The 17,329-nt window shown below is 35.2% G+C and carries 32 protein-coding genes and 1 pseudogene; 32 read left to right on the plus strand and 1 reads right to left on the minus strand.

All coding sequences use genetic code 11. The features are described 5' to 3' along the window. Positions 1-9 precede the first annotated feature (9 nt). The 29 genes from J2772_RS17770 to rplQ all read left to right on the plus strand — a co-directional run bounded on the left by J2772_RS17770 (position 10) and on the right by rplQ (position 14,888). A complete protein-coding gene (locus J2772_RS17770; protein ID WP_209919090.1) occupies positions 10-906 on the plus strand; it encodes a LysR family transcriptional regulator in 897 nt (298 codons plus the stop codon). A 190-nt stretch (positions 907-1,096) separates the two neighbouring features. Continuing rightward, positions 1,097-1,720, plus strand: a complete 624-nt coding sequence (gene rplC / locus J2772_RS17775; RefSeq protein ID WP_209919093.1) for a 50S ribosomal protein L3 — start codon at positions 1,097-1,099, stop codon at positions 1,718-1,720. Beyond that, positions 1,711-2,340: a 50S ribosomal protein L4 gene (gene rplD, locus J2772_RS17780; protein WP_045491156.1), complete on the plus strand. Its 630-nt coding sequence runs from the start codon at positions 1,711-1,713 to the stop codon at positions 2,338-2,340. Before rplC ends, rplD begins: the two co-directional genes overlap by 10 nt. Positions 2,341-2,343: 3 nt before the next feature. Continuing rightward, the gene (gene rplW / locus J2772_RS17785) at positions 2,344-2,634 is read left to right on the plus strand and encodes a 50S ribosomal protein L23 (protein ID WP_209919094.1); all 291 of its coding nucleotides are present in this window, start codon (positions 2,344-2,346) and stop codon (positions 2,632-2,634) included. Between the two features lie 22 nt (positions 2,635-2,656). Further along, a complete protein-coding gene (gene rplB / locus J2772_RS17790) occupies positions 2,657-3,478 on the plus strand; it encodes a 50S ribosomal protein L2 (RefSeq protein WP_089734602.1) in 822 nt (273 codons plus the stop codon). Between the two features lie 2 nt (positions 3,479-3,480). Further along, positions 3,481-3,759, plus strand: a complete 279-nt coding sequence (rpsS, locus tag J2772_RS17795) for a 30S ribosomal protein S19 (RefSeq protein WP_002983209.1) — start codon at positions 3,481-3,483, stop codon at positions 3,757-3,759. A gap of 2 nt (positions 3,760-3,761) precedes the next feature. Continuing rightward, a complete protein-coding gene (rplV, locus tag J2772_RS17800; protein ID WP_045491150.1) occupies positions 3,762-4,160 on the plus strand; it encodes a 50S ribosomal protein L22 in 399 nt (132 codons plus the stop codon). Positions 4,161-4,167: 7 nt separating this feature from the next. After that, positions 4,168-4,917: a 30S ribosomal protein S3 gene (rpsC, locus tag J2772_RS17805; RefSeq protein ID WP_034694675.1), complete on the plus strand. Its 750-nt coding sequence runs from the start codon at positions 4,168-4,170 to the stop codon at positions 4,915-4,917. A 98-nt stretch (positions 4,918-5,015) separates the two neighbouring features. Beyond that, positions 5,016-5,441, plus strand: coding sequence for a 50S ribosomal protein L16 (rplP, locus tag J2772_RS17810; protein ID WP_042720939.1), 426 nt, complete (start codon positions 5,016-5,018; stop codon positions 5,439-5,441). A 12-nt stretch (positions 5,442-5,453) separates the two neighbouring features. Continuing rightward, on the plus strand, positions 5,454-5,639 hold the full coding sequence (rpmC, locus tag J2772_RS17815; RefSeq protein ID WP_045491147.1) for a 50S ribosomal protein L29: 186 nt from the start codon (positions 5,454-5,456) through the stop codon (positions 5,637-5,639). A 12-nt stretch (positions 5,640-5,651) separates the two neighbouring features. Continuing rightward, positions 5,652-5,906, plus strand: coding sequence for a 30S ribosomal protein S17 (gene rpsQ / locus J2772_RS17820; RefSeq protein ID WP_027371715.1), 255 nt, complete (start codon positions 5,652-5,654; stop codon positions 5,904-5,906). A 2-nt stretch (positions 5,907-5,908) separates the two neighbouring features. After that, positions 5,909-6,277 (plus strand): 50S ribosomal protein L14, encoded by a 369-nt coding sequence (gene rplN / locus J2772_RS17825; RefSeq protein ID WP_002983226.1) that lies wholly within the window; start codon positions 5,909-5,911, stop codon positions 6,275-6,277. Between the two features lie 21 nt (positions 6,278-6,298). Continuing rightward, on the plus strand, positions 6,299-6,625 hold the full coding sequence (gene rplX, locus J2772_RS17830; RefSeq protein ID WP_045491145.1) for a 50S ribosomal protein L24: 327 nt from the start codon (positions 6,299-6,301) through the stop codon (positions 6,623-6,625). 11 nt (positions 6,626-6,636) lie between these two features. After that, positions 6,637-7,188, plus strand: a complete 552-nt coding sequence (gene rplE / locus J2772_RS17835; RefSeq protein ID WP_045491142.1) for a 50S ribosomal protein L5 — start codon at positions 6,637-6,639, stop codon at positions 7,186-7,188. 3 nt (positions 7,189-7,191) lie between these two features. Beyond that, positions 7,192-7,461, plus strand: a complete 270-nt coding sequence (gene rpsN / locus J2772_RS17840) for a 30S ribosomal protein S14 (RefSeq protein ID WP_002983233.1) — start codon at positions 7,192-7,194, stop codon at positions 7,459-7,461. 147 nt (positions 7,462-7,608) lie between these two features. Beyond that, a complete protein-coding gene (rpsH, locus tag J2772_RS17845; RefSeq protein WP_034694686.1) occupies positions 7,609-8,007 on the plus strand; it encodes a 30S ribosomal protein S8 in 399 nt (132 codons plus the stop codon). A 17-nt stretch (positions 8,008-8,024) separates the two neighbouring features. Beyond that, positions 8,025-8,570, plus strand: coding sequence for a 50S ribosomal protein L6 (rplF, locus tag J2772_RS17850; protein ID WP_045491138.1), 546 nt, complete (start codon positions 8,025-8,027; stop codon positions 8,568-8,570). 15 nt (positions 8,571-8,585) lie between these two features. Continuing rightward, positions 8,586-8,939, plus strand: coding sequence for a 50S ribosomal protein L18 (rplR, locus tag J2772_RS17855; protein ID WP_047491441.1), 354 nt, complete (start codon positions 8,586-8,588; stop codon positions 8,937-8,939). Positions 8,940-8,958: 19 nt separating this feature from the next. Next, positions 8,959-9,480, plus strand: a complete 522-nt coding sequence (gene rpsE / locus J2772_RS17860; protein WP_045491132.1) for a 30S ribosomal protein S5 — start codon at positions 8,959-8,961, stop codon at positions 9,478-9,480. A 10-nt stretch (positions 9,481-9,490) separates the two neighbouring features. Continuing rightward, complete coding sequence (gene rpmD, locus J2772_RS17865; RefSeq protein WP_027371710.1) at positions 9,491-9,667, plus strand: 50S ribosomal protein L30; 177 nt, start codon at positions 9,491-9,493, stop codon at positions 9,665-9,667. A 21-nt stretch (positions 9,668-9,688) separates the two neighbouring features. Beyond that, positions 9,689-10,138, plus strand: a complete 450-nt coding sequence (gene rplO / locus J2772_RS17870; RefSeq protein ID WP_209919096.1) for a 50S ribosomal protein L15 — start codon at positions 9,689-9,691, stop codon at positions 10,136-10,138. 9 nt (positions 10,139-10,147) lie between these two features. Further along, positions 10,148-11,527 carry a preprotein translocase subunit SecY gene (secY, locus tag J2772_RS17875; protein ID WP_045491124.1) on the plus strand — a complete coding sequence of 460 codons (1,380 nt, stop codon included), beginning with the start codon at positions 10,148-10,150 and terminating at the stop codon, positions 11,525-11,527. Between the two features lie 3 nt (positions 11,528-11,530). Continuing rightward, entirely contained in the window at positions 11,531-11,746 is a 216-nt protein-coding gene (gene infA, locus J2772_RS17880; protein ID WP_034684855.1) for a translation initiation factor IF-1, read from the plus strand. 62 nt (positions 11,747-11,808) lie between these two features. Beyond that, the gene (rpmJ, locus tag J2772_RS17885) at positions 11,809-11,925 is read left to right on the plus strand and encodes a 50S ribosomal protein L36 (RefSeq protein ID WP_007839480.1); all 117 of its coding nucleotides are present in this window, start codon (positions 11,809-11,811) and stop codon (positions 11,923-11,925) included. 7 nt (positions 11,926-11,932) lie between these two features. Beyond that, on the plus strand, positions 11,933-12,310 hold the full coding sequence (rpsM, locus tag J2772_RS17890) for a 30S ribosomal protein S13 (RefSeq protein ID WP_034738759.1): 378 nt from the start codon (positions 11,933-11,935) through the stop codon (positions 12,308-12,310). A 12-nt stretch (positions 12,311-12,322) separates the two neighbouring features. Continuing rightward, the gene (rpsK, locus tag J2772_RS17895; RefSeq protein ID WP_034694697.1) at positions 12,323-12,712 is read left to right on the plus strand and encodes a 30S ribosomal protein S11; all 390 of its coding nucleotides are present in this window, start codon (positions 12,323-12,325) and stop codon (positions 12,710-12,712) included. 19 nt (positions 12,713-12,731) lie between these two features. Then, complete coding sequence (gene rpsD / locus J2772_RS17900) at positions 12,732-13,340, plus strand: 30S ribosomal protein S4 (RefSeq protein ID WP_045491111.1); 609 nt, start codon at positions 12,732-12,734, stop codon at positions 13,338-13,340. A 33-nt stretch (positions 13,341-13,373) separates the two neighbouring features. Continuing rightward, positions 13,374-14,369, plus strand: a complete 996-nt coding sequence (locus J2772_RS17905) for a DNA-directed RNA polymerase subunit alpha (protein ID WP_066695982.1) — start codon at positions 13,374-13,376, stop codon at positions 14,367-14,369. A 6-nt stretch (positions 14,370-14,375) separates the two neighbouring features. Next, entirely contained in the window at positions 14,376-14,888 is a 513-nt protein-coding gene (rplQ, locus tag J2772_RS17910) for a 50S ribosomal protein L17 (RefSeq protein ID WP_105702140.1), read from the plus strand. A 127-nt stretch (positions 14,889-15,015) separates the two neighbouring features. On the opposite strand, the gene J2772_RS17915 is transcribed toward rplQ, so the two are convergent. Next, complete coding sequence (locus tag J2772_RS17915; RefSeq protein WP_209919097.1) at positions 15,016-15,450, minus strand: hypothetical protein; 435 nt, start codon at positions 15,448-15,450, stop codon at positions 15,016-15,018. A 344-nt stretch (positions 15,451-15,794) separates the two neighbouring features. Between J2772_RS17915 and J2772_RS17920 the strand changes: the two genes are divergently transcribed. The 3 genes and pseudogenes from J2772_RS17920 to J2772_RS17925 all read left to right on the plus strand — a co-directional run bounded on the left by J2772_RS17920 (position 15,795) and on the right by J2772_RS17925 (position 17,162). Then, the gene (locus J2772_RS17920) at positions 15,795-16,238 is read left to right on the plus strand and encodes a response regulator transcription factor (RefSeq protein ID WP_245365259.1); all 444 of its coding nucleotides are present in this window, start codon (positions 15,795-15,797) and stop codon (positions 16,236-16,238) included. A gap of 15 nt (positions 16,239-16,253) precedes the next feature. Beyond that, a pseudogene (locus J2772_RS24210) lies at positions 16,254-16,427 on the plus strand (response regulator transcription factor); the annotation flags it as partial. 6 nt (positions 16,428-16,433) lie between these two features. Next, positions 16,434-17,162 (plus strand): hypothetical protein, encoded by a 729-nt coding sequence (locus J2772_RS17925; RefSeq protein WP_209919099.1) that lies wholly within the window; start codon positions 16,434-16,436, stop codon positions 17,160-17,162. The last annotated feature ends 167 nt before the right edge of the window (positions 17,163-17,329 follow it).

Consider the following 17,329-nt stretch of genomic DNA (forward strand, 5'->3'; position numbering starts at 1 on the left):
CTTTGCACTATGGAAATCAAGTTTTTAAAACTTATTAAAACAATTGCGGAAGAAGGAAGTATTGCCGGTTCTTCTGAAAAACTATTTTTGACACAGTCGGCATTAAGTCATCAGCTTAAGGATCTTGAAATCCAGCTTGGTTTTAAGGTGTTTTACAGAGCACGGAATAAATGGGAGTTAACTGAAGAGGGGAGTGTGCTTTATAAAACGGCATGTACAGTGATCGATAGTATTGGAAGTGGTCTGAATGCTATTCAGCAGATAAGGGCAGGAGCAGCGGGTACTATAAAAATAAGTACAGAATGCTATTCATTTTACCAGGGGTTGCCGTTATTTATTCAGAAAATGAAAGTGCTGTACCCTGAAATTGAGGTAGATTTAGTTTTGGAAGCTACTCATAAACCTGTAGTGAAAGTGATGTCTAATGAAATAGACATTGCGGTTGTTACTTCAAAACCTTCCGGAAATGAAGATTTGGTAAGCATTGAAATCTTTGAAGACGAAATTTTTGCTTTTATTCATCAGGAAAATCCTCTGAATAATTCAGAATATCTGTTGGCTGATGATTTTAAGGATGCTCATCTGATTATCCACTCTTTTCCGTTAAAAACAGTCTCTGTTTATGAGGAATTTCTGAACCCAAACGGAATATTGCCGGAAAAGATCTCTGCAGTCCCTTTAACGGAAGTTGCTTTGGAAATGGTGTTGGCTAATATGGGGATTACCTGTATGCCGAAATGGGCATTAAAGTCCTTCAGGCTATCTGATGAACTGAAGTTTAAAAAGATTGGAAGTAACGGTTTGAAAAGAAAGCATTATCTCGTCGTAAGGAAATCCGATATGAGAAAAAAATATATTAATGATTTTCTTTTGAACTTCAAAGAGTATTTTCAAAATTTCGGATAGTTTTCTGTCTGAAATTGCTAATTGATTAAAAATCAAAATATTTTACTCAAAATATTTGTCGGTTACAAAATTATTCATAAATTTGCACACTCATTTTAGGAGCGTAGTGTGCCTATATCAAAAGTAGAAATCACTTCAGACTTCCGAAAAATGGAAAAAATAAAGGATAAATTTTATTATAATATAAACAATGTCAGGTATTATTGGTAAAAAAATCGGTATGACATCTTTGTTTAACGAAGAAGGGAAAAACATTCCTTGTACAGTTATTCAAGCTGGTCCATGCTCGATTTTACAGGTCAGAACCTTAGAAGTTGACGGTTATTCAGCTGTTCAATTAGGTTTCGATGGCAAGAGTGAGAAGAACGTTGGTAAAGCGTTAGCTGGTCATTTTAAAAAGGCTGGTTCTGCTCCTAAAGCTAAATTAGTAGAATTCCACGATGGATTCACAGATGCTAAAGTAGGAGAGGAAGTGAAAGTTGATCTATTCATCGAAGGTGAATATGTAGATGTAACAGGAACTTCAAAAGGTAAAGGTTTCCAAGGTGTTGTTAAAAGACACGGATTTGGAGGTGTAATGCAGGCAACTCATGGTCAGCACAACAGACTTAGAGCTCCAGGTTCTATCGGTGCTGGTTCAGACCCTTCAAGAGTATTCAAAGGGATGAGAATGGCTGGAAGAATGGGAGGTGAGCAGGTAACTGTTCAAAACCTTCAAGTGTTAAAAGTTGATCAAGAACAAAATCTTTTAGTAGTAAAAGGTGCTGTTCCGGGAGCTAAAAATTCTTATGTAATTATCAGAAAATGGAACTAGTAGTATTAAATACATCAGGAAAAGAGACCGGAAGAAAAGTAACTCTAGACGAAACAGTATTCGGAATTGAGCCAAATCAGCACGCGGTTTACTTAGAAGTTAAACAGTACCTTGCTGCACAAAGACAAGGGACTCATAAAGCAAAAGAAAGAAGCGAAATTACGGCTTCTACTAAAAAGCTTAAGAAGCAAAAAGGATCAGGATCTGCTAGATATGGTGATATTAAATCTCCAACTTTCAGAGGTGGAGGTAGAGTATTCGGACCAAAACCAAGAGACTACAGATTCAAATTGAACAAAGCTCTTAAGAGATTAGCTAAGAAATCTGTTTTATCTCAGAAAATGAGAGACAACAGCATTAAAGTTTTAGAAGATTTGAGCTTTGGTGCTCCTAAGACTAAAGATTTCATCAATGTATTAAACGCATTGGAACTTAACGGTAAAAAATCTTTATTCGTTCTTCCTGAAGCTAACAAGAATGTGTATTTATCTTCAAGAAACTTACCTAAAACTAAAGTAATGAACTTCAACGAAATCAGTTCTTACGATTTAGTAAATGCAGGTGAGATCATTTTCTTCGAAGGTGCAGTTGAAAAATTCCAGGAAAATTTAAAGAAATAAGTCATGTCTATTATTATTAAACCAGTTATTTCAGAAAAGGCTAACTACCTTACAGATTTAAGAGGTACTTATTCTTTCTTAGTTGAACCTAAGGCGAATAAAATCCAGATCAAAAAAGCTGTTGAAGCAGCTTACGGTGTAAAAGTAGCAGACGTTAACACAATGATTTATGCTCCGAAGGTTTCTTCAAAGTACACTAAAAAAGGTCTTCAAGTAGGAAAGACAAATAAATTGAAAAAAGCGGTAATCAAACTTGCTGAAGGTGAGGTTATCGATATTTTTGCTGTAAATTAATTATTAATTATAAATAATAGTAATGTCTGTTAGAAAATTAAAACCTATCACCCCGGGACAGAGATTCAGAATTGTAAACAATTTTGAAGAAATTACTACCAACAAACCAGAGAAATCTCTAACAGTTGGTATTAGTAAGTCAGGTGGACGTAACCAAACTGGTAAAATGACCATGCGTTACACCGGAGGTGGACACAAAAAGAAATACAGAATTATTGACTTCAAAAGAAACAAACCAAACGTTGAAGCAACTGTAAAATCTGTAGAATACGATCCAAACAGAACTGCATTTATCGCTTTATTAGAATATGCTGATGGAGAGAAGAGATATATCATCGCTCCAAACGGTATCAAAGTTGATCAGAAAGTAATTTCTGGTGACAGCGTAGAGCCAAATGTAGGGAACGCAATGAAGTTGAAAAACATTCCATTAGGTACTGTAATTTCTTGTGTTGAAATGAAGCCTGGTCAAGGTGCAATTTTAGCAAGAAGTGCTGGTTCTTCAGCTCAATTGACTTCTAGAGATGGTAAATATGCAATCATCAAATTGCCTTCAGGAGAATCAAGAATGATCCTTACTGAATGTTATGCAATGATTGGATCAGTTTCCAACTCAGATCACCAATTGACTGTATCAGGTAAGGCTGGTAGAAGCAGATGGTTAGGTAGAAGACCTAGAACAAGAGCGGTTGTAATGAACCCAGTAGATCACCCAATGGGAGGTGGTGAAGGACGTTCTTCAGGAGGTCACCCAAGATCTAGAAACGGTATGCCGTCTAAAGGTTACAAAACTAGAAAGAAAAACAAAGTGTCTAACCGTTACATCGTATCTAAAAGAAAATAATTATGGCAAGATCACTTAAGAAAGGACCGTTCATTCATCATACTTTAGATAAGAAGGTTCAGGCAAATATAGAGTCTGGTAAGAAGACAGTTATCAAAACTTGGTCTAGAGCATCGATGATCTCTCCGGACTTCGTAGGACAAACTATTGCTGTACACAACGGGAAATCTTTTATCCCAGTTTATGTTACAGAAAACATGGTTGGTCACAAGTTAGGCGAATTTTCTCCAACAAGATCTTTCAGAGGTCATGGTGGTAACAAAAACAAAGGAAGCAGATAATCATGGGATCAAGAAAACAAGATAGTTCAATCGCAAGAAAAGAAGCTAACAAAGACGTTGTAAAAGCTTCATTAAATAATTGCCCATCTTCTCCAAGAAAAATGAGATTAGTAGTTGATATCATTAGAGGAGAACAGGTAGATAAAGCTCTTTATATCCTAAAATATTCAAAGAAGGATGCATCTAACAAGTTAGAGAAATTACTTCTTTCTGCTATGGCAAACTGGCAGGCAAAAAACGAAGGTGCTGATATTGAGGAAGCTAACCTTATCGTTAAAGAAATCTTCGTGGATAGTGCAAGACAATTGAAGAGACTAAGACCAGCTCCACAAGGTAGAGGGTATAGAATCAGAAAAAGATCTAACCACGTTACATTAATCTTAGGTAATAAAGAAAATTAATCAAGGTATGGGACAGAAGACAAATCCAATTGGTAATAGATTAGGTATCATCAGAGGATGGGATTCTAACTGGTTTGGTGGAAACGATTATGGAGACAGAATCGCTGAAGACTACAAAATCAGAAGATACCTTGAGGCTAGATTATCTAAAGGTGGTATTTCAAAAATCTATATTGAAAGAACACTAAAATTAGTAACAGTTACAATTACTACTGCTAGACCGGGACTTATCATCGGTAAAGGAGGTCAGGAAGTTGATAAATTGAAGGAAGAATTGAAGAAACTTACAGGTAAGGATATTCAAATCAACATCTTCGAAATCAAAAGACCTGAATTAGATGCTGTACTAGTTGCTGATAGTATTTCTAAGCAAATTGAAAACAGAATTTCTTACAGAAGAGCTGTTAAAATGGCAATGGCAAGTACTATGAGAATGGGTGCTGAAGGTATCAAAGTTCAAATCTCTGGTAGATTGAACGGAGCTGAAATGGCAAGATCAGAATCTTTCAAAGAAGGAAGAATTCCATTGTCAACTTTCAGAGCTGATATCGATTATCACTGGGCAGAAGCTCACACTACTTACGGTAGACTAGGGGTTAAAGTTTGGATCATGAAAGGTGAAGTTTACGGTAAAAGAGAACTTTCTCCACTAGTGGGACAACAGAAAAAAGGAGGTCAGTCAGACAGAGGAAACAGAGGAGGAGACAGAGACAACAGAAGACCTAGAAAAAACAACAACAATAACAATAATAATTAAAATTTTAGATTAGAAATTTTGAATTTTAAATTACCGTTACTTTTTTAAAATTAAAAAAAATCTAAAATCTAAAATCTAAAATCTAAAATTTAGAAATTATGTTACAACCAAAAAGAACCAAATTCCGTAGAGTTCACAAGATGAAGATGAAGGGGAATGCCCAAAGAGGTAGTCAACTTGCTTACGGAACTTTTGGGATCAAAGCAACTGAGGGAGCTTGGATCACTGCAAGACAAATTGAAGCTGCTCGTATTGCTGCGACAAGATATATGAAGAGAGAAGGTCAACTATGGATCAAAATCTTCCCAGATAAGCCAATTACAAAGAAACCAGCGGAAGTACGTATGGGTAAAGGTAAAGGTGCTGTTGAATACTGGGTAGCTGTAGTAAAACCAGGTAAAATTATGTTCGAAATCGGAGGTGTACCTTACGAAATCGCTAAGGAAGCTTTAAGACTTGCTGCACAAAAATTACCAGTAGTTACTAAATTCATCGTTGCTAACGATTTTGTTAAACCTCTATAATCTTTGAATACAATGAAAAAAGCTGATATTAAAAATTTAAGCGCGGGTGATATTCAAACTCAATTAACTGAAGCAAAAGCTCAATATTCTAAATTGAAATTGGCTCATGCAATCAGCCCAATTGAAAACCCGATTCAAATCAGAGATTTGAGAAAAGCAATCGCAAGACTAAACACTGAGTTAACTAACAAACAATAATTTCATTTTACAATGGATAGAAATTTAAGAAAAGAAAGAATCGGAGTGGTTTCCAGCAATAAAATGGAAAAAACTATTGTTGTTAGTGAAACTACAAGAGTAAAGCACCCGATGTACGGTAAATTCGTTTTGAAAACGAAAAAATATACTGCACACGACGAGAACAACGAATGCACAGAAGGTGATACAGTTCTTATCCAAGAAACTAGACCTTTGAGCAAGAGCAAGAGATGGAGATTAGTAAGAATCATTGAAAAAGCTAAGTAATAATGTTACAAACAGAATCAAGATTAAAAGTTGCTGATAACACAGGTGCTAAAGAAGTACTAGTTATTAGAGTTCTGGGAGGAACCAGAAGAAGATATGCTTCAGTTGGTGATAAAATCGTTGTTACGATCAAAGATTCTACACCATCAGGAAATGCAAAAAAAGGTCAGGTATCTAAAGCTGTAGTAGTAAGAACTAAAAAAGCAGTAAGAAGAAAAGATGGTTCATACATCAAATTTGACGACAATGCTTGTGTATTACTAAACGCAGCAGGAGAAATGAGAGGAACACGTGTTTTCGGACCGGTTGCTCGTGAGTTGAGAGACAAAGAATATATGAAAATCATTTCATTAGCTCCTGAAGTACTTTAATTTTTAAAATTTTTTAAAGAAATGTCAAAGTTAAAAATAAAAAGAGGAGATAACGTAATCATTACTACTGGTAAGAAAGATATCAAAGGTAAGACTGGTGAAGTTATTGAAGTGATCAAGAAAGAAGGAAGAGACCCTAGAGTAATTGTTGCAGGCCTTAACATCATCAAAAAGCACGTTAAGCCTTCAGCTTCTAACCCTCAAGGAGGAATCGTTGAAAAAGAAGCTTCTATCCATATCTCAAACATAGCTTTAGTTGGTAAAGACGGAAAAGCTATCAAAATCGGTTACAAAATCGAAGGAGATAAGAAAGTAAGAATCAACAAAAAAACGGGTGAAACTTTATAATTTGAATTAACATGGAATTTATAGCAAGACCCAAGAAAATATACAAAGAGACAATTGTTCCTGCAATGATGGAAGAATTCGGGTACAAGTCAATCATGCAAGTACCTAGATTAGAGAAAATCGTTGTATCACAAGGTTTAGGAGACGCTACTGCAGATAAGAAAATTATCGATTATGCTGTAGAAGAACTTACAAACATCACAGGTCAGAAAGCAGTAGGTACGATCTCTAAGAAAGACGAAGCTGCATTCAAACTTAGAAAAGGAATGCCTGTAGGTGCTAAAGTAACTTTGAGAGCTCACAGAATGTATGAGTTCTTAGACAGACTTACTTCTTCTGCTTTACCACGTATCAGAGATTTCTCTGGTATCAAAGCAGATGGTTTCGATGGTAGAGGTAACTACAACTTAGGTATTACTGAGCAAATTATCTTCCCTGAAATCGTAATTGACAAAGTGAAAAAAATCCAAGGGATGGACATCACTTTCGTAACTACTGCGAAAACAGATAAAGAAGCTAAAGCATTATTAACTCACTTCGGTTTACCATTTAAAAAGAACTAAGAAATGGCTAAAGAATCAATGAAAGCGCGTGAGCGCAAAAGAGAAGCACTAGTTGCTAAATACGCTGCTAAAAGACAAGCTCTTAAAGAAGCTGGTGATTACGAAGGACTTCAAAAATTGCCGAAAAATGCTTCTCCTGTAAGATTACACAACAGATGTAAACTAACAGGTAGACCAAGAGGATACATGAGAACGTTTGGTATTTCCAGAGTAACTTTCAGAGAAATGGCTAACAACGGTCTTATCCCAGGTGTAAGAAAAGCTAGTTGGTAATAATTACTAATTAAAAATCGGGACAATTAAGTTGTCGAGATACTAAAGAATAATAATATCAGACCGAAGTTTTCTGAAGTCTGATATTTTTCTCTTCAAGTCTTTTCAAAACTGATTGTTCTTTAACCAATAATTTATAAAAGAAAAATGGTAACAGATCCAATTTCAGATTTCCTAACAAGAGTAAGGAACGCACAAAGCGCAGGCCACAAAGTGGTGGAAATTCCTGCATCGAAAATCAAAAAGGAGATTACTAAGATCCTATTTGATCAAGGGTATATCTTAAACTATAAGTTTGAAGATAACGCTGTTCAAGGAGTGATCAAAATCGCTTTAAAGTACGATAAGCAAACTAACAAACCTGCTATTAAGTCTATCCAAAGAGCTTCAAGACCAGGTTTAAGACAGTACAAAGGTTCTACTGAACTTCCAAGAGTACTAAACGGTTTGGGTATTTCTATCATCTCTACTTCTAAAGGAGTAATGACTGACAAGAAAGCTAGAGAAGAGAAAGTAGGCGGTGAAGTAATCTGCTATGTTTATTAATTTTTAATCAGAGGAAAATGTCAAGAATTGGTAAAGCAATTATAACAATTCCAGCTGGAGTTACAGTCACTGAAAACAACGGTGTAGTAACTGTAAAAGGAGCAAAAGGAGAACTTTCTCAAGAGCTTACAGCAGGAATTACTTTAGAACAAAAAGATGGTGAACTTAATGTTAACAGACCATCTGATTCTAAACAACACAAAGCGCTTCACGGTTTATACAGAGCGTTAATCAACAACATGATTGTTGGTGTAAATACAGGTTTCGAAAAGAAACTAGAACTAGTAGGGGTAGGATATAGAGCTTCACACGCAGGTCAAAAACTTGAGTTAGCTTTAGGATTCTCTCACGGTATCGTATTAGAACTTCCTAGCGAAGTAAAAGTTGATACATTGACTGAAAAAGGTAAAAACCCAATTATTACTTTAACGTCTCACGACAACCAACTTCTAGGAATGGTAGCTGCAAAGATCCGTTCTTTCAGAAAGCCTGAGCCATACAAAGGAAAAGGTGTAAGATTCGTAGGAGAAATTGTTAGACGTAAAGCTGGTAAATCTGCTTAATAAATTATAAGTATTATGGCATTAAGTAAATTAGAAAAAAGAATAAGAATCAAAAGAAGAGTAAGAGGGAAAATCTCTGGATCTTCTGAATTGCCAAGATTATCTGTATACAAAAGTAATAAGGAAATTTACGCTCAGTTAATCGACGATAAAAATGGTAAAACTTTAGCATCAGCTTCTTCTAGAGAAAAAGGTGTAGACGCTAAAGGTACTAAGACTGAAATTTCTGCTGCTGTAGGTAAAGCTATCGCTGCTAAAGCGGTTGCTGCAGGAATCGAAAGTATTGTATTTGACAGAAACGGTTTCGTATACCACGGTAGAGTAAAAGCTCTAGCTGATGGTGCGAGAGAAGGTGGACTTAAATTCTAATCATTAAATTTCGGAAAATATGTTAGGACTAGATAATATAGAAAGAGTAAAACCGGGAGGATTAGAATTAAAAGATCGTCTCGTAGCTGTTAACAGAGTAACAAAAGTAACTAAAGGAGGTAGAGCTTTCGGATTTTCTGCTATTGTTGTAGTAGGAAACGAAGAAGGTATTATCGGTTTTGGTTTAGGAAAATCTAAAGAGGTTGCTTCTGCAATTGCTAAAGCAGTTGAAGACGCTAAGAAAAACCTTGTTAAAGTTCCAGTAATGAACCACACTATTCCTCACCAAACTACTGCTAGATACGGTGGTGCAGATATCTTCTTAAGACCTGCTTCTCACGGTACAGGACTTATCGCAGGTGGTGCGGTAAGAGCGGTATTGGAATCAGCTGGTATTCACGATATCCTTTCAAAATCTAAAGGATCTTCTAACCCTCACAACGTAGTGAAAGCTACTTTCAAAGCGTTATTAGATATCAGAAGACCTGAAGAGATCGCAAGAATGAGAGGAGTTTCTCTAAGTAAAGTGTTTAACGGTTAATATATAAACAATGGCAACAATTAAAGTAAAGCAAGTAAGAAGCGCTATTGGTAGAACAAAAACCCAAAAGAGAACGCTTGAAGCATTAGGATTAAAAAAACTTCACCAAGTTGTAGAACATGAAGCGACTCCTTCTATCTTAGGAATGATCGCTGCAGTGGGTCACTTACTTGAAGTTCAAAAATAATTTTATAAAAGAGAATTTAAAATGAATTTAAACAATATACAACCAGCAGCAGGTTCTACATTCAATTCAAAAAGAATTGGTAGAGGACAAGGTACTGGAAAAGGAGGTACTTCAACAAAAGGACACAAAGGTCAGAAAGCTAGAGCTGGTTATTCTCAGAAGATCGGTTTCGAAGGTGGACAGATGCCTTTACAAAGAAGATTACCTAAATTCGGATTCAAAAACGTAAACAGAAAAGAGTTTAGAGGAGTTAACCTTGATACTATCCAAATTTTAATCGAGAACAAATCCATCACTGGAGATATCACGAAAGAAGTTTTAGTAGCAAACGGGATAGTTTCTAAAAACGAATTAGTGAAAATTATGGGTAGAGGAGAATTGAAATCTGCGGTTTCAATCTCTGCTGACAAATTCACTAAATCTGCTGAAGAGCTTATTGCTAAGGCAGGTGGAAAAGCAATTACCTTATAATACTTACTAATGAAAGAATTTATACAAACACTTAAAAATATTTGGAGTCTTAAAGAATTGAGAGATAAAATTCTCTTCACTTTAGGTATTATCCTTGTGTATAGATTCGCATCTTATATCTCACTTCCCGCAATTAACCTTGCAGAGGTGGGAGATCTCTTAGAGCATTATAAAAATCAAGGCGGTAACAAGCAAGGAGCAGGTCTCCTTGGCTTGCTTTCGTCGTTTACGGGGGGGGCTTTCAGCCACGCTTCTGTAATGGCGTTAGGAATCATGCCTTATATTTCTGCTTCTATTATTGTTCAGTTGATGGGGATGGCTATTCCTTATCTTCAGAAGCTTCAGAAAGATGGAGAGTCAGGTAGAAATACATTGAACCAAATTACAAGATGGTTAACGATTGGGGTTTGTCTGGTACAGGCACCTTCTTACTTAACTTCTATTACTCAATTATTCTTACCATATGCTCAGTTCCAATCTGCATATTTTGTAGAACCAAATTCAATCATGTTCTGGTTACCAAGTATTGTTATCCTGGTAGGTGGTTCAGTGTTTGCAATGTGGTTAGGTGAAAAGATTACCGATAAGGGAATCGGAAATGGTATCTCTATCCTTATTATGGTGGGGATTCTTTCAAGATTACCTGAGGCATTCGTTCAGGAGATGGCCGTGCAGAACGGAAAAGGAGGAATGGGATCTATCATGATCCTTATTGAAGTATTATTCTGGATGTTGGTTGTTCTTTTAGCAGTGATTTTATCGGTGGCTGTTAGAAAAATTCCAATTCAGTATGTAAGCAGGGCTCAAGCAAGAGGAGGTGTAAACAAGAATCTTATGCAGGGCGCAAGACAATGGATTCCATTGAAAGTAAATGCTGCTGGTGTAATGCCGATTATCTTTGCTCAGGCATTGATGTTCGTACCAGGACTATTAACAAAATTCGATGAGTCTAACACTTTTCTTGCAGGTTTCAAGAATGTTTTTAGCTGGCAGTACAATGTATTGTTTGCGCTATTAATTATTATCTTCTCGTTTTTCTATACTGCAATTACAATTCCGGTGAACCAAATGGCTGATGATTTGAAGAGAAATGGAGGTTTAGTACCGAAAGTAAGACCCGGAAAAGAGACAGCAGATTACTTAGATGATATTTTATCAAAAATTACCTTGCCAGGTGCAATTTTTTTATCTATCTTTGCAGTCCTTCCAGCAATTGTGCATGGAAGCTTTGTTCAGACAGATGCGTTTGCCCTATTTTTCGGGGGAACGTCACTATTAATTATGGTAGGTGTAATTTTAGATACTGTTCAACAGATTAATACTTATCTGCTGAATCATCATTATGATGGCTTAATGCAGTCTAAACTGTCTAGAACGACTGGATATTAATTTATGGCAAAACAAAAACATATTGAACAAGACGGCGTTATAACGGAAGCACTTTCGAACGCTCAGTTCCGTGTAGAACTAGAGAATGGGCATATACTTATCGCTCATATTTCTGGTAAAATGCGAATGCACTATATTAAACTTTTACCTGGTGATAAGGTAAAACTAGAAATGTCTCCCTATGATTTAACAAAAGGGAGGATCACATTTAGATATTAAAACAAGTAGCCAAATGGAATTCTCATTCCATTTGGCATTTGTAAAAAATAAATACTATCAAAATGAAAGTAAGAGCATCAATTAAAAAAAGAAGCGCTGATTGCAAGATCGTACGCAGAAAAGGTGTACTGTTCGTAATCAACAAGAAGAACCCAAAATTTAAACAAAGACAAGGTTAATTAAATTATGGCGAGAATTGCAGGTATTGATTTACCAAAAAACAAAAGAGGAGTTATCGGTTTAACTTACATCTACGGAGTTGGAAGAAATACTTCTTCTGAAATCCTTAAAGCTGCCGGTATCAGCGAAGACAAAAAAGTCAACGAATGGAATGACGATGAATTGGCTGCCATCAGAACTTATATCTCAGAAAACGTAAAAGTAGAAGGAGAATTAAGATCTGAAGTGCAATTGAACATTAAGAGATTAATGGACATAGGATGCCAACGAGGAATACGTCACAGACTTGGATTACCTTTAAGAGGCCAGAGAACGAAAAACAACTCTAGAACCCGTAAAGGAAAGAGAAAAACTGTTGCTAACAAGAAAAAAGCTAGTAAATAATCGTTAGGAATTATGGCAAAACAAACTAAAGTAGTTAAGAAGAGAAAAGTAAAAGTTGAAGCTATTGGTGAAGCGCATATTCAGGCTTCTTTCAATAACATCATCATTTCTTTAACAAATAAAAACGGAGAGGTTATCTCTTGGGCTTCTGCCGGTAAAATGGGATTCAGAGGTTCTAAAAAGAATACTCCATTTGCTGCTCAGATGGCAGCTGAAAATTGCTCTGCTGTAGCTCACGAAGCTGGTTTAAGAAGAGTAAAGGTGTTTGTGAAAGGTCCAGGTGCAGGTAGAGAATCTGCTATCAGATCTATCCACAATTCAGGAATTGAAGTTAGCGAGATCGTTGATGTGACTCCAATGCCACACAACGGATGTAGACCACCAAAAAGAAGAAGAGTTTAATTTTTAGAATTTACCCATTATGGCAAGATATATTGGACCTAAAACTAAGATTGCTAGAAAGTTTGGTGCTGCAATCTACGGAGATGACAAAAACTTCGAAAAGAGAAAAAACCAACCGCCAGGACAACACGGTCCTAACAAAAGAAGAGGTGCTAAAAAATCAGAATATGCAGTTCAGTTAGCTGAAAAACAAAAAGCTAAATATACTTACGGTATTTTAGAAAGACAGTTTGCTAACTTATTTGAAAAAGCACACAGAAGCAAAGGAGTAACAGGGGAAGTTCTATTACAACTTTGTGAATCAAGATTGGATAATGTTGTATACAGATTAGGGTTTGCTAAAACTAGATCTGGTGCAAGACAATTAGTTTCTCACAGACACATCACTGTAAACGGAGAGATTCTTAATATCCCTTCTTACTTGGTAAAAGCTGGTGATGTAATCGCTGTAAGAGAAAAGTCTAAGTCTCTTGAAGTTGTTACCAATGCATTGGCTTCTAAGTCAAACTATGAGTGGTTACAATTCAACGATGAGAAGAAAGAAGGTACCTTCATTTCTGCTCCTGAAAGAATCCAAATTCCGGAAGACATCAAGGAGAACCTTATCGTCGAACTTTACTCTAAATAATTTTTTAATCAAATTTTTGCTCAACCCAATAATATGGCAATTTTACAATTCATAAAACCCGATAAAGTAATTTTACTTAACTCTGATGAATTTAAAGGTCAATTTGAATTCAGACCTTTAGAACCAGGTTTCGGGCTTACAATCGGTAATGCTTTGAGAAGAGTGTTGCTTTCTTCTCTGGAAGGATACGCTATTTCATCTATCAAAATAGAAGGTGTAGAGCACGAATTTTCAACTATTCCAGGAGTAATCGAAGACGTTACCGAAATTATTCTTAACCTAAAGCAGGTTAGATTAAAAGCTTCAGCAGAAGGCCAGGCTAACGAGCAGGTTGTTGCTAAAGTTTCAGGTCAAACGATTATTACTGCTGGAGATTTAGGAAAATCGATCAACGGATTCGAGGTTTTAAACCCGGATTTAGTGATTTGTAACCTAAATACTGATGTAACTTTCGAAATTACTTTCAATATTGAAAAAGGTAGAGGATATGTTCCTTCAGAACAAAATAAGTCAAACAATGCACCTGTAGGTACTATTGCAATTGACTCTATTTTCACGCCAATCAAGAAAGTGCAGTACAGCATTGAAAATTATCGTGTAGAGCAAAAAACAGACTACGAAAAACTTGTATTAGATATTGAAACTGATGGGTCTATTAGCCCTCAGAATGCTTTAACAGAAGCTTCTAAGATATTAATTTATCACTTCATGTTATTCTCTGATGAGAGAATCACTCTGGAGACTGAAGCTGTAAAAGCATCTATCCAATATGATGAGGAAACTCTTCACACAAGACAATTACTTAAGTCTAAATTAGCAGATATGGATCTTTCTGTAAGAGCCCTTAACTGTCTAAAAGCAGCTGAAGTAGAAACTCTTGGAGAATTAGTTTCTTACAGTAAGTCTGATTTGATGAAATTCAGAAATTTTGGTAAAAAATCTTTGACAGAACTAGAAGAATTAGTGCATTCAAAAGGTCTTAACTTCGGTTTCGACGTTGCAAAATATAAGTTAGACGCTGATAAATAATTAATAATGAGACACGGTAAAAAATTCAATCACTTAGGAAGAACAGCTTCTCACAGAAGTGCTTTACTTTCTAATATGGCTTGTTCTCTAATTGAGCATAAAAGAATCAACACTACTGTAGCTAAAGCTAAAGCTTTAAGAGTATATGTTGAGCCTCTATTAACAAAAGCAAAAGAAGATACTACACATAACAGAAGAGTAGTATTCTCTTACCTTCAAAATAAATTTGCGGTTGCTGAATTATTCAGAACTGTAGCTCCTAAAATCGCTGAAAGAAACGGTGGTTATACAAGAATCATTAAGACAGGTTTCAGACCAGGTGATGCTGCTGATATGGCTCTTATCGAATTAGTAGATTTCAACGAGCTTTACAACCCTAATGCTGAAGAGAAAAAAGCTACAAGAAGAAGCAGAAGATCTACACCAGCTAAAGCAGCAGTTGTTGCTGATGCTCCAGTAGTAGAAGAAAAAGTAGAAGAAGCTAAAGCTGACACTACTGAAGAAAAAACTGAAGAATAATATTCATTCAGATATAAATAGAAAACCATCCGGATTCCGGATGGTTTTTTGTATTATACAGATTGGTTTGCTCCATCTGAACAATTTTAAATAAAAAAGCCGTCCCAATGGGAGGAACGGCTTGATTTTATATTTTGGTTCTTTTTAATTCAATAATATTGTTACCTTGCTCAAGGTGAAGACTGTCACCTTTTACTCTTACTGTCATATCATCTTTCTTATAGATGGTTTCATCCCCTTTGGTCTCTGCTTTAGTAAGCGTGAATGTTTTTTTGTTGCTGGTAATGGCAACTGTACTTTCTTTCGGATCATTTTTGAATATTACTTTTACCAAGGTTCCATCAGTGGCTTTATATACAAAATCCGTTTTTTCAGTTTTCTGCCCGTTAACGTCAATTGTTGATGAACTCTGGGTTACAGAATCAACTTTTCCGTTGTTATCAGTAACTACCGTTTCTGAGCTGTCTGTTTTAATGATACTCTTATTTCCACTTTCACTTTTTTTGCAGCTGATTACAGTTAATGTAAGGACAGCGCCCAGTGCTAAAAGACTTTTTTTCATGATTATATTATTTGATATTCAATATGATTTTTACCCTTTAATTTTACAAAAATCATGCCTTACAATATGATCAATTTTTGCTGGTTTTTACGCAAATAATTTTCCTTTTTCTTTTAATAATACGAAAATCATCCCCGGGTTTTAGTAACGAAATCATTATCAGTATAATGATAGATTGATTTGTTAAAATTTATTAAAAAAAATATGGTTTTGAAAGGGAAAAATAATTAATTTTAATAAGATTAAAAACTATCTATAATTCTAAACTCAAATCCTAAGATTACCCAAAAGTGTAATTGACTCTTATCTGTTTTCTGTTGAAATTTGCTTCAAATAAAAAAGACATGAGCATTTCCATCGCCATAGTAGAAGACGAAAAAAACTACAACAATGCGTTGAAGAAGGTGATCAATTATCAACAGGATATGAAAGTTGTTGCCCAATTCTTCGATGGTAATGATGCCCTGAAAAACCTTCCCGATCTTTCTCCCAATGTTGTAATGATGGATATCCAGCTTCAGGATATGCTAGGCATTGAAATCATTGAAAAACTCAAAAAAGAAATGCCGGAAACCCAGTTCATCATGTGTACTAGTTTTGAAGATGATGAAAAGATTTTTAATTCTTTAAAAGCTGGTGCCATGGGATATCTTGTTAAGGGAGAAAGCATGGATAAAATACTTTCCTCAATCCGGGATGTTTATAATGGCGGTGCTCCCATGAGCTTTTCTATTGCCCGAAAAGTGTTGCAGCATTTTGAAAAAAAACTTCCTGAAATTAAAGGTTGAGATGAACTTACGGAACGGGAAAAGGAAATTCTTGAATTGCTCTCACAGGGACTTCTTTACAAAGAAATTGCTGATAAAAAGTGTATCAGCATAGATACCGTGAAAAAACATGTTGGAAATATGTACAGAAAACTCCACGTCAGTAATAAAGTGGAGGCTATTAATAAATTTAACAATTTTAAAAACTGAGACATTATGAAAACCAAACTATCAGAACTTTTTTTTGAACCGGCGATAGAAGAAATGCCAAAAATTCTTCTTCAGGCTTTTGCTGTAACTCCTATTCCTGAAGGTGATTTTATCAAATTAACAGATGAATTTAAACTTTTAAAAAATAAAGATGAAACTTCTTTTATTGATTCTATTATAGTTGACAAGACACTTATCGATATTATTTTAAAGTCTTCAAAAAGAAATGTCAATTTTTGCTTTATAGAAAGAGAAAACAATATTTCTTTAATGCTCCATTTATCAGACATTATTGCATCTCTTGATTCAGGGGATGAAGTGTATAGTCTGGATGGAATTCAGAGTGGAGGAATGAAAGTATATAATCTGGTTAAATCAACAAACCCGATTGACTATCTTAATGAAAAGAAAAATTATGAATTGGGACTTGGAGATTATATTAATGGAAAGACTAATATGGTTAATACCCGAATTGTATCTTATGAAAAAGATGATATAGCTCTATTTAATTTTAATTCCTCTAAATATTATTCTGCTATATGGGATCATTTTAAATATATAAAAATAAGTTTTATTATTTTTAAAAGAATAAAAGATTCGGTTCTTGATGCTGAATATAAAAAACGGCTTGGCAGGCTTTCCATCGCGATGCAATATTGTTTTGAAACTGAAGATGGTGGAAACAAGGTAATTTCTCTTAGCAATCCTTCTGATATAACCAGTTTATGGCCTTAACCATATTTTATTATTTATATTGTTGCAGTTTATTAACTCTTACATTATTATTTTTTACTTTGGGAATAAAGAAGAAATTTTATTCCCAAAGTTTCTTCTTTATATATCTGTTAGCAACTTTATTAGTGGATGTGGTAATGGGTTTTGCAGAAAAATTTTTAAAGATA

The organism is Chryseobacterium jejuense (assembly GCF_017877355.1).
Lineage (GTDB): Bacteria > Bacteroidota > Bacteroidia > Flavobacteriales > Weeksellaceae > Chryseobacterium > Chryseobacterium jejuense_A.